Source organism: Bacteroides sp. MSK.20.82 (assembly GCF_019052485.1).
Taxonomy (GTDB): domain Bacteria; phylum Bacteroidota; class Bacteroidia; order Bacteroidales; family Bacteroidaceae; genus Bacteroides; species Bacteroides thetaiotaomicron.
The window spans coordinates 25,833-35,737 of sequence record NZ_JAHQUN010000050.1 but is presented as its reverse complement, the minus strand read 5'-3'; the positions used below and the strand labels follow the sequence as shown (position 1 = coordinate 35,737).

General features: G+C 45.4%; 13 protein-coding genes. 6 read left to right on the top strand and 7 right to left on the bottom strand.

The genetic code is table 11. The annotated features are described in order from the left end of the window. Positions 1-40 precede the first annotated feature (40 nt). The 4 genes from KTR07_RS23825 to KTR07_RS23810 all read right to left on the bottom strand — a co-directional run bounded on the left by KTR07_RS23825 (position 41) and on the right by KTR07_RS23810 (position 3,710). On the bottom strand, positions 41-481 hold the full coding sequence (locus KTR07_RS23825) for an N-acetylmuramoyl-L-alanine amidase (RefSeq protein WP_217315519.1): 441 nt from the start codon (positions 479-481) through the stop codon (positions 41-43). 9 nt (positions 482-490) lie between these two features. Beyond that, entirely contained in the window at positions 491-592 is a 102-nt protein-coding gene (locus tag KTR07_RS23820; protein WP_008766084.1) for a smalltalk protein, read from the bottom strand. A 34-nt stretch (positions 593-626) separates the two neighbouring features. Continuing rightward, positions 627-1,124 (bottom strand): HU family DNA-binding protein, encoded by a 498-nt coding sequence (locus KTR07_RS23815; protein ID WP_011107253.1) that lies wholly within the window; start codon positions 1,122-1,124, stop codon positions 627-629. A 258-nt stretch (positions 1,125-1,382) separates the two neighbouring features. Then, positions 1,383-3,710, bottom strand: a complete 2,328-nt coding sequence (locus tag KTR07_RS23810) for a DUF3987 domain-containing protein (RefSeq protein ID WP_117981758.1) — start codon at positions 3,708-3,710, stop codon at positions 1,383-1,385. A gap of 153 nt (positions 3,711-3,863) precedes the next feature. On the opposite strand from KTR07_RS23810, the gene KTR07_RS23805 reads away from it, so the two are divergent. Beyond that, positions 3,864-4,223 (top strand): hypothetical protein, encoded by a 360-nt coding sequence (locus tag KTR07_RS23805; protein WP_055230312.1) that lies wholly within the window; start codon positions 3,864-3,866, stop codon positions 4,221-4,223. A 23-nt stretch (positions 4,224-4,246) separates the two neighbouring features. Here KTR07_RS23805 and KTR07_RS23800 read toward each other — a convergent pair whose 3' ends face one another. Genes KTR07_RS23800 through KTR07_RS23790 form a run of 3 tightly spaced genes read right to left on the bottom strand, consistent with a single transcriptional unit; the run spans position 4,247 to position 5,110 of the window. Further along, a complete protein-coding gene (locus tag KTR07_RS23800) occupies positions 4,247-4,504 on the bottom strand; it encodes a hypothetical protein (RefSeq protein WP_008760686.1) in 258 nt (85 codons plus the stop codon). 8 nt (positions 4,505-4,512) lie between these two features. Next, complete coding sequence (locus KTR07_RS23795; RefSeq protein WP_113748557.1) at positions 4,513-4,872, bottom strand: phage holin family protein; 360 nt, start codon at positions 4,870-4,872, stop codon at positions 4,513-4,515. A 28-nt stretch (positions 4,873-4,900) separates the two neighbouring features. Beyond that, positions 4,901-5,110 carry a YtxH domain-containing protein gene (locus KTR07_RS23790; protein WP_008760688.1) on the bottom strand — a complete coding sequence of 70 codons (210 nt, stop codon included), beginning with the start codon at positions 5,108-5,110 and terminating at the stop codon, positions 4,901-4,903. 201 nt (positions 5,111-5,311) lie between these two features. On the opposite strand from KTR07_RS23790, the gene KTR07_RS23785 reads away from it, so the two are divergent. The 5 genes from KTR07_RS23785 to cysC all read left to right on the top strand — a co-directional run bounded on the left by KTR07_RS23785 (position 5,312) and on the right by cysC (position 9,899). After that, positions 5,312-6,082, top strand: coding sequence for an SDR family NAD(P)-dependent oxidoreductase (locus tag KTR07_RS23785; protein WP_008760689.1), 771 nt, complete (start codon positions 5,312-5,314; stop codon positions 6,080-6,082). A 117-nt stretch (positions 6,083-6,199) separates the two neighbouring features. Further along, a complete protein-coding gene (locus KTR07_RS23780; protein WP_008766080.1) occupies positions 6,200-6,694 on the top strand; it encodes an SPOR domain-containing protein in 495 nt (164 codons plus the stop codon). A 193-nt stretch (positions 6,695-6,887) separates the two neighbouring features. After that, entirely contained in the window at positions 6,888-7,712 is an 825-nt protein-coding gene (gene cysQ / locus KTR07_RS23775; protein WP_032813481.1) for a 3'(2'),5'-bisphosphate nucleotidase CysQ, read from the top strand. An 11-nt stretch (positions 7,713-7,723) separates the two neighbouring features. Continuing rightward, a complete protein-coding gene (locus KTR07_RS23770; protein ID WP_008766078.1) occupies positions 7,724-9,277 on the top strand; it encodes an SLC13 family permease in 1,554 nt (517 codons plus the stop codon). A gap of 16 nt (positions 9,278-9,293) precedes the next feature. Continuing rightward, positions 9,294-9,899, top strand: coding sequence for an adenylyl-sulfate kinase (cysC, locus tag KTR07_RS23765; protein WP_011107257.1), 606 nt, complete (start codon positions 9,294-9,296; stop codon positions 9,897-9,899). Positions 9,900-9,905: the final 6 nt, after the last annotated feature.

Here is a 9,905-nt window from a genome sequence, read left to right as displayed (position 1 = left end):
TGTTCGATTTGCTATAGCGATTCTTTTTTATACGGGTACTTTATCGGGGGCTTACCTTTCTCGGATCGTAGCAAGGACATGCCTTGTGGATCGTAGCACTCAGCTGATAATGTCCCGCTATCTGCGCCTCCGGATACTGATGCTTGAGAATCGTCAACAGATCGAGCAGAGCAAAGCGTTGTGCCGTGGTTCTTGTATCCGTCGGTCTGCCATTTTCATCCAGCCCGCCTTCATAACAAATCCCGATACTATGCCTGTTAAATCCACGCACATGGGCACCGATTTCGGAGACGGGACGACAATGATGAAGAACCCCGTCCTGGGTGATATAAAAATGATAGCCAATATCACGGAACCCCCGTTGCAAATGACATTCTCGAAGCCGTTCTACAGGGAAGGAAACATTGCAGCGCGTAGCGCTGCAATGAATCACCAACAACTTAATCTCTCTCGGGAGATACTCATCTTTAGAACTTTCCATGCGGATGTATTACAGATGAGCCGTACAGGACGTTACCCCGATAGCAGAAATGATAGACGTTGCAATTGTCACAATGAACTGAAGAATATTCTTCCAAACTTGCTTTTTCATACAATTTTAATCTTTAATAGTAAATAATGATTGATTAAACAGTCGGGTCCGGAGCTTCATCGCCATCGTCACCTGAACCACCGCCGGGCTGATCGCCCTTACCATCGTCCGGCAACGGTTCGTCTCCCGAATCGGGCTTACCGTCACTTTTATACAGTGCAAAGTCCAGCGTTTTACACAACTTGCGGAGATCACTTCCCGGATAGAAAAGCACTTTACCTTTCTCGATACACGATGCCTTGAATTCCTTTTCCGTTGCGGTAGCCGTTGCCGTCTTAAGACTCATGCGGAAATTCCCCAGATCGCCCATCTGAACGATATTCCCTTCATCCAGTACATTGACGATTTCGAGCAGAAACTCTCCGATACAACCTTCCAACTCGCCTTTTGAATAAGACGAACGTTCGGTGATACGTTTGCAGACCTCTTTGACGGTCACTTTCCGTCCGCTACGTGCCACTGCATAATACTTGGGAGCTTCACTAGGTTTCAACAGGTTCTTGCGAGCCATAACAACATAATTCTGTGCCATAATTTTTAATACTTAATACTTATTACTTAATACTTATTACCTGTAACCGATTACACAACAAAGATACTACATGGGCAAGTGCCCGTGATGTACAGTGACGCACACAGACGCACTGATAAAAGGAAAAAACATTGAGAAGATTGTACTGAATCTTCCCAATGTTTGCATCCGATCATTGAGAAGGTTTTTTCAAACTTCCCAATGTTTTCAGAGAGTCTTCAAAAGGACAAAAGGTCAAAAATGACAGATAGGACTATTTCATGAGATCTTCTGATACTTCCCGTGAGATATCTTATTGATTTTGACGCCAATGAACGATTTTATCAGCCTGCTGATCTTGCGGCGGCTGAAATCGTTTTTTACGCCGATCTGCATTGCATCTTCGGTAGTGAATGTTTCCGGCAACTCGCTGATGAACTTCCGTGTACTGTTCGGATCTTTCAACGGATGGAGCTGAGAAGACGGCATGGAAGACAATAATAGCCTGCTATGCTCATAACAGCAGAGAACGATCTGGAGAGAACGATCGAAATCTACATCCTCACAATAGATATCCGGTGCGCCATCATTCGCCTCGAACTGGCGGATGCGTGCCTGGATCATGCTGATGCGCATCACAAGACAGGCATACCGCTTGACAACGGCCTGAAGGTCATCGTTACCTTCCAGAACCACTTCGGCAAGCAGCTTAGAAAACGTATGATTCAGATAATCCCATTGAGAACGGCTGAAGTGAAACAATACAGGATGATTCTTGCAGAAATGATAAAGCTCGAAGACGCGGTGGGCCAGCGGCTTGAAAGACTCTTCGAGCGAGATACTGTCATCTCCCATGGGCTTCCACTTCGGAATGCTGCGGAAAGTGTAGAGCATGATACGGCTCGGAAGTCCTTTTTCCGAAGTCTCTATCAGTGAAGCCATCTGACTCGGGGTGCCGGTGAGGAACATGGCAAGCATGGGAAAACGGATATAAATGGGGGCTAAACCATTGATCTTGAAAGCGGAATCGATATTCTCATGCTCGAATGCCTTGCGGAGCATATCGTCAAAGTTACCGCAATCCAGATGATTGGCTGTAGCTAGCGTCTGCGCCTCGGTATCGAATATGATGCTTCCTTGCGGACCGTTGTCCCGCATTTGGATCTGCATACGGCTGTAGCTGGTAGTGGCAGGGAGAAAAAGCATTTTGTAAGCCGGTTTTTCCGGCTCTTCGGGACACTCTTCATGTGCCTTTTTCTTATAAGTACAGTCCAGTTTCCATTGGGTGTACTTATGGTTATAAGTTTTCTGCTGAAGTTCGCTATTGGAAAGTATCCAGTCGTGGACCTCTTCCAGCAGATAACGTCCTGTTTGCGCAATGCTCTTGTTGCTCCCGGCGGGGGCAATGCCGAAACTGTAGAAATGGGGAGAATACTTTTTGTGATTATAGATGCCGAATGTGGCGGGCAGTACGGAACTCAATGCGGTGAGGTTGGAGAGAAAGGAAAGATCCTGTTCACGATCACCTTCCTCTTCGAGGATACATTCGTTCAGCAGATCGGGCAGATATTTGTACACGCTTTTGGGAAAACAGGGCGTTTCTTTTCTGAATTCTTCGCCTTGCCAATACGCTTCATCTGCTTCATAGACGTTTTCGGATGGGCTATATGTCGCTTTTGTCATTTTGTCCTTATGAGGAGAAGAGCAAAGCGGAGAGGCGGAGACGGATGGAGTAGAGGTAACTTTTTGGTAACCAGATTGTAGGATGCTCCTGATTTCCTGTGCGGGAAAGTCGGAGTGCTCAAAATAAACCGTAATCCCGCGTAATATGCTTTCTTGCGAATATCTTCTCCGGCAAGCTTCGCAGGCGAGTTTAAACAGATTGGTGTGTCGTTGCCCGGCGGTCAATGGATTTAAGAAAATGTAGGACGAAAGGAACAAGCTGACTTCCTCTTCTGAGAAGTTCTCAGAGGTTTCGCTTGCTTTTGCAGGTAGTGGAGGAGAGGGGAGGTTTTCTGCTGTCGGCTGGAACGGTTGTGTTTCCACAGCTGCTTCCAGAACGAATGACTGATAGAGACTGGCTACGTATCCGTCCGGTGAATAGGTGAAATAACACAGGCGGCTTTCATCTTTACAGGCGGGATCGCTGGTGAGGCCGATCAGCTGGTCGTAGTAACGGCTGACCAGTAGCTGCCCTTCCCGGTGACGGCCTTCAATGCCTTCCACATAGGCGAAGATTTTCACGCCGTCCGTAGGGCTTTCCAGAGCAGCTACGGTATGAGGGTCGGCAGCGCAAAGACGGATGATCTCCAGCCGATTGGGAACGTGGTCGTAGTCGAGTCCGATAATGTGACTGGGCAACCGGAAATTTCGGATGGCATGCGCTCCGTCGAAGGTGCCGGCAGGAGTGAAGCAGGGGAGCTGACTTTTTAGTTTTTGGGCGGCTTCATGGTCGCCTTCCTGATGGTACCGCCGGATGGATTGGATGATGGAAGCATAAACCGGATGAATACACATAAAGATGACTTCGAGGAAAGACATGATTTTAGGCTTTTTGGAATACACATTTTCGTAAACGGAAACTTTAATTTCTTCGAGTACTTGCATTTGATTTTGATGTTTTATGATTCTCTATCCCACTATCGGGGTAGCGGGTGCAAAGGTAAAGGAGGGGGAGTTAGAACTTGTTTCATAGGTTGAAACAGATTGAATAACCAAATATATATCTATTTTTTATTAAATTTTAAACAAAGAGTAAACATGACAAAAGAAAATCATGGACCTTATGAATTTTTGGGAAGTATGGTAGTGAACCTGATGAATATCGACAAATCGATTTCGTATTCTTTTCTGGAAGATGAGTTGCATATCTCCAGAAGGGATGTGAGTGCCATGCGGCAGGGGAAGGATTTACACGTTTATCAGTACGTGCGTGTCATCAGCTGTATCATGGATGAGATACATCTGGAAATTCTGTTGAATGCACTGCTGAAGGAGTTGAAGAATGTATTTGCAACCCATTGTGATTTGGTGATCGGTACGATTCCACATCGGCTTTACGGAAACGGACAGCCGGCAGAATGGGTGGTAGTGATGAGATGGGACGGGGTAGGGGTCTGATCCTTCTTGTCATACCCGGATTGCTATCTTAGTCTTCTAAAGTACGTCCGCATTTTTTTCATGATCTTGATACCCAAAACTACTCCGTCAAAGATGGCCATGCCGGTATTGAACGAACGCATGAGCGAATCCGCTTTGTTGGCGGCGGGTGCAAGAGGCGAGAATATTTCGCGGGTGGTGGCCGTCATAGCTCGTTTTTGAGCCTGAATTTCATTCAAGAGCTTCTTTTTGCGTTGGGTGATCTCTTCTAATGTAATTTTGGCAGGTGTTTGCGCACTCATAATTTCATTTATTTTGAATCGGTTAAAAACAAGTTAGCGAGGAAGTTTACCATCGGGGAGATGATAAGCTGTTTGCGGAAAATAATGACTAAAGCCATGATCAGTATATTGATGCCGGCAATGATAGCGAAGCTTGCCATAAGTCCGCCTACCAGAGGTTCCAATACATAAGCCAAGGCAAATAACAGATAAAACAGGGCCACCATGCCAAGGATGATAAGTACTACAATCATGATTAACGTTGAAAGAAGTATGGTCAGCTTCTCCGTCAACTCTAACTTGGTGTATTCTTTTTGAAGTTCCAGATACTTTTTGAACTCAAAAAACAACTGTTGAAAGTTCTCAATACTTTTATCGTCTGTAAACATGGTCGCTCTGTTTTAGTCCTTTACTTACTTATTCTCCTATTTCTCCTTTAATTTCAGCTGCGATTTCGTCAACGAGATTTTCCATTTCGTTGCGGTTCAGCTTGATTCCTTTTTTACGAAGAATTTCTGCGATCTTATTACGGGTATCTTCTCCCTTTTCAGGAGCAAACAAAATACCAAGGGCTGCACCTACGGCTGCACCACCCAGAAAAGCTGCTAATACATTTAATCCTTTCATAATTTATACTGTTTAAAATGATTATGATACAACAAATATAACATTTTTCTCCAAAGGTTGTTCGCAAAAACAGAAAAAAAGTACTTCCTTTTTATCATTCTTGATTTCTTTTATGGTTTAATCTTATTTAACTAGACTTTTGGACTAACAAATGAGACTTAAGGCGTACTTTTGTCATTCAATATTGTAATTCAAAACATAATGAAAGCGAAGATTGTTTTTATAACCGGAGCGAGCAGCGGAATTGGCGAAGGATGCGCCCGTAAATTTGCTAAGGAAGGATGGAACCTGATTTTGAATGCCCGTACAGTGTCGAAGCTGGAAGAACTGAAGGCTGAACTGGAAAAAGAGTATGGAATACAGGTCTGTGTGTTGCCTTTTGATGTTCGCGACCGGAAACAGGCTGCCGCCGCACTGGAAGCGTTGCCGGAAGAATGGAAATCGATTGATGTATTGATTAACAATGCCGGACTGGTGATCGGAGTGGACAAAGAGTTCGAAGGTAGTCTGGACGAGTGGGATATCATGATCGATACGAATATAAGAGGTTTGCTCGCCATGACACGTCTGGTAGTTCCGGGCATGGTGGAACGGGGATGCGGACACATTATTAATATAGGTTCTATTGCTGGAGATGCCGCCTATCCCGGAGGCAGTGTTTACTGCGCCACCAAAGCTGCTGTGAAGGCACTTTCGGACGGACTTCGGATAGACTTGGTGGATACGCCGCTGCGGGTGACGAATATCAAACCGGGCATGGTGGAAACAAACTTTACAGTGGTCCGTTACCGTGGTGACAAGCAGGCGGCTGACAATTTTTACAAGGGAATCCGCCCGCTGACCGGAGACGATATTGCCGAAACGGTATATTATGCTGCCTCGGCTCCTGCGCATATTCAGATTGCAGAGGTGCTTTTGATGCCGACTTATCAGGCAACGGGCACTATTTCTTATAAGAAGAAGGCAGAATAGACGTTTTTTCGCTCATTTTCTTTGCCGGATGATAAAATTTCTATTATTTTGTTGCCCGAAAACTAAATGTGAACGAACAAGATTATTGAATTATTAATTAAATACAGAATATTGGATATGAAAAAATTGGTCGTATTAGGAATGGGAGTATGCATGGTGCTTGCGTTTGCATCTTGTAAATCCAGTGAAAGCGCCTATAAAAAAGCTTACGAAAAAGCAAAACAGCAAGAATTGGCAGAACCGCAGGTGGAAGCTCCGGTAGAAGTGACTCCGGTAGTTGCAGCTCCTGTGACAACACCTAAGGCTACAGATACAACCGGCGTTCGTCAGGAAAAGGTGACAGTCGTTTCCGGTACCGACGGATTGAAGGATTACAGCGTAGTAGTAGGCAGCTTCGGTGTGAAAGCGAATGCTGAAGGCTTGAAAGACTGGTTGGACGGACAAGGTTACAACGCAACAATCGCATTCAATGCGGAAAAAGCAATGTACCGTGTGATTGTAAGCTCATTCGCTGACAAAGCGGCTGCTGTCGATGCACGTGACGCATTCAAGGCTAAATACCCGAGTCGTACAGACTTCCAGGGAGCTTGGTTGCTGTATCGTATTTATTGATTTCTTTTTGGTAATATATATCGGGATGGATAACCTGTTTTCCCGAAATAAGAAGGCGGTAACTGGGAAGTTACTGCTTTTTTGTTACACATTGTAAATTCGTTTTTTAGAAATTTTTATCATTCTACTAAAAGAAGTTATAAATAGCAGGTGGGAAACTTTTTTCGTAAATAAAGTTTTTACTTTTGTCATTATGAAACAGAAATATGTAATGGCTGCTATCGATGCAGCGTTGAAAGCAGGTGAAAAAATCCTTTCTATCTATGAAGATCCGAAGTCGGATTTTGAAATAGAGAGGAAGGCGGATAACTCTCCCTTAACGATAGCAGACAGGAAAGCCCACGAGGCGATTGTGGCCATTTTGAATGAAACTCCTTTTCCGGTTCTTAGTGAAGAAGGAAAGCATATGGACTATGCAGTGCGGCGAGGCTGGGATACTTTATGGATTGTAGACCCGCTGGACGGAACGAAGGAGTTCATCAAGCGTAACGGAGAATTTACGGTAAATATAGCTTTGGTGCAGAACGCTGTACCTGTAATGGGTGTTATTTACGTGCCTGTAAAAAAAGAACTTTATTTTGCAGTGGAGGGGACAGGTGCCTATAAGTGTTCCGGCATTGTCGGTCTGGAAGACGAGGGAGTGACCTTACAGCAGATGATTGAGAAATCGGAACGGATGCCATTGGCGGATGCGCGCGACCATTTTATTGCTGTCGCTTCCCGTTCACACCTGACGCCTGAAACTGAAACATATATTGCAGACTTAAAAAAGAAACACGGCAATGTGGAACTGATATCAAGCGGAAGTTCCATTAAAATCTGTCTGGTTGCCGAAGGAAAGGCGGATGTCTATCCGCGTTTTGCTCCGACGATGGAATGGGATACGGCTGCCGGACATGCGATAGCCCGTGCCGCAGGGATGGAAGTATATCAGGCAGGGAAGGAGGAACCTTTGCGATATAACAAAGAGGATCTGCTGAATCCGTGGTTTATCGTTGAAGCAAAAAGAGAACGCTAATTAATGTTTATATGACATTTGAAATTGTATTTGTACTATTATCCTTATTAGGAATGATGGCTGCCCTGATCGCGGATAAGATGCGGCCGGGCATGGTGCTCTTTTCGGTAGTGGTTTTATTTCTGTGCGTCGGCATTCTGACTCCGAAGGAAATGCTCGAAGGTTTCAGTAATAAAGGAATGATTACCGTCGCCTTGTTATTCCTGGTTAGTGAAGGTATCCGTCAGTCGGGTACATTAGGGCAAGTGATCAAGAAACTGCTTCCGCAGGGAAAGACGACGGTGTTTAAAGCGCAGCTGCGTATCCTGCCGTCTGTTGCATTCATTTCTGCCTTTCTGAATAATACTCCGGTGGTAGTCATCTTTGCCCCGATCATCAAGCATTGGGCGAAATCGGTAAAACTTCCAGCCACCAAGTTCCTGATTCCCCTTTCTTATGTGACTATCCTCGGCGGTATCTGTACGCTGATCGGCACTTCTACCAATCTGGTAGTGCATGGTATGATTCTGGAAGCCGGCTATGAAGGCTTCACCATGTTCGAACTGGGAAAGGTCGGCATCTTTATTGCCATTGCCGGTATCATATATCTTTTCATTTTCTCCAAACGGCTCTTGCCCGATGCACGTCCGGATACGGCTGTACCCGATGAAGAAGTGGAGGAAGGAGAGAAGCTGCATCGTGTAGAAGCTGTATTGGGAGCCCGTTTCCCCGGTATCAACAAGAAACTGAGTGATTTCAATTTCCAGCGTCACTATGGTGCGGAAGTGAAAGAGATCAAAACACGTAACGGTCAGCGCTATGTCGATCATCTGGAGGATGTAGTGCTTCGTGAGGGTGATACGCTTGTGGTGATGGCGGATGATACGTTTATCCCGACTTGGGGAGAATCTTCGGTATTCGTGCTGCTTACCAACGGCAATGATCCGGATACTTCGGGAAAGAAGAAGCGCTGGTTGGCGCTAATCTTGCTGGTACTGATGATTGTCGGTGCTACGGTGGGCGAACTGCCGGCAACCAAAGAGATGTTTCCCGATATCAAGCTGGATATGTTTTTCTTTGTCTGCATTACTACTATTATCATGGCGTGGACCAATATTTTCCCCGCCCGTAAGTATACCAAATATATTTCGTGGGATATTCTGATTACGATTGCCTGCGCGTTTGCCATCAGCAAGGCTATGGTGAACTCCGGTGTGGCCGATTGTGTGGCAGGATTTATCATCGGTTTGAGTGACGATTACGGACCGCATGTATTACTTGCTATATTGTTTGTCATCACGAATTTGTTTACGGAACTGATCACGAACAATGCGGCTGCGGCTCTGGCATTTCCGTTGGCACTGTCCATCTCGGCGCAGTTGGGCGTAAGTCCGACACCTTTCTTTGTCGTGATCTGTATGGCTGCGTCTGCCAGCTTTTCCACACCGATCGGTTATCAGACTAATTTGATTGTGCAAGGTATCGGCAACTATAAGTTTACGGATTTTGTCCGTATCGGTCTGCCGCTCAATATCATCACTTTCTTAATCTCTGTGATCCTGATCCCGTTGATCTGGAACTTTTAATAAACATATTCTATAAATGGAAGAAAAAAATCATATATATCCGATTTTTGACCGCATGATGACGCGGGAGGACAAAGAAGAACTTCTGGGACAGCATAGCGTGATGATCTGGTTTACAGGTCTGAGCGGATCAGGTAAAAGTACGATTGCGATTGCATTGGAACGTGAACTCCATAAGCGCGGACTGCTTTGCCGTATTCTGGATGGAGACAATATCCGCAGCGGTATCAACAATAATCTGGGCTTCTCCGAAACTGACCGTGTAGAGAATATCCGTCGTATCGCCGAAGTATCCAAGTTGTTTCTGGACAGCGGCATCATTACGATTGCGGCATTTATCAGTCCCAATAATGATATCCGTGAAATGGCAGCGAATATTATCGGAAAAGATGATTTCCTGGAAGTTTTCGTAAGCACCCCGCTGGAAGAGTGTGAAAAGCGGGATGTGAAAGGACTGTACGCCAAAGCGCGCAAGGGAGAAATTCAGAATTTCACCGGAATTTCCGCACCGTTTGAGGTGCCCGAACATCCGGCCCTGGCATTGGATACTTCGAAGCTGAGTTTGGAAGAATCGGTCAACCGCCTGCTGGAGATGGTGTTGCCGAAAATAGAAAAGAAATAAATGAAG

What these genes read in the sequence shown, in the direction of transcription:
- KTR07_RS23825 (WP_217315519.1), bottom strand. Translation starts at nt 481, where the DNA reads ATGGAAAGTTCTAAAGATGAGTATCTCCCGAGAGAGATTAAGTTGTTG.
- KTR07_RS23820 (WP_008766084.1), bottom strand. Translation starts at nt 592, where the DNA reads ATGAAAAAGCAAGTTTGGAAGAATATTCTTCAGTTCATTGTGACAATT.
- KTR07_RS23815 (WP_011107253.1), bottom strand. Translation starts at nt 1,124, where the DNA reads ATGGCACAGAATTATGTTGTTATGGCTCGCAAGAACCTGTTGAAACCT.
- KTR07_RS23810 (WP_117981758.1), bottom strand. Translation starts at nt 3,710, where the DNA reads ATGCAAGTACTCGAAGAAATTAAAGTTTCCGTTTACGAAAATGTGTAT.
- KTR07_RS23805 (WP_055230312.1), top strand. Translation starts at nt 3,864, where the DNA reads ATGACAAAAGAAAATCATGGACCTTATGAATTTTTGGGAAGTATGGTA.
- KTR07_RS23800 (WP_008760686.1), bottom strand. Translation starts at nt 4,504, where the DNA reads ATGAGTGCGCAAACACCTGCCAAAATTACATTAGAAGAGATCACCCAA.
- KTR07_RS23795 (WP_113748557.1), bottom strand. Translation starts at nt 4,872, where the DNA reads ATGTTTACAGACGATAAAAGTATTGAGAACTTTCAACAGTTGTTTTTT.
- KTR07_RS23790 (WP_008760688.1), bottom strand. Translation starts at nt 5,110, where the DNA reads ATGAAAGGATTAAATGTATTAGCAGCTTTTCTGGGTGGTGCAGCCGTA.
- KTR07_RS23785 (WP_008760689.1), top strand. Translation starts at nt 5,312, where the DNA reads ATGAAAGCGAAGATTGTTTTTATAACCGGAGCGAGCAGCGGAATTGGC.
- KTR07_RS23780 (WP_008766080.1), top strand. Translation starts at nt 6,200, where the DNA reads ATGAAAAAATTGGTCGTATTAGGAATGGGAGTATGCATGGTGCTTGCG.
- cysQ (WP_032813481.1), top strand. Translation starts at nt 6,888, where the DNA reads ATGAAACAGAAATATGTAATGGCTGCTATCGATGCAGCGTTGAAAGCA.
- KTR07_RS23770 (WP_008766078.1), top strand. Translation starts at nt 7,724, where the DNA reads ATGACATTTGAAATTGTATTTGTACTATTATCCTTATTAGGAATGATG.
- cysC (WP_011107257.1), top strand. Translation starts at nt 9,294, where the DNA reads ATGGAAGAAAAAAATCATATATATCCGATTTTTGACCGCATGATGACG.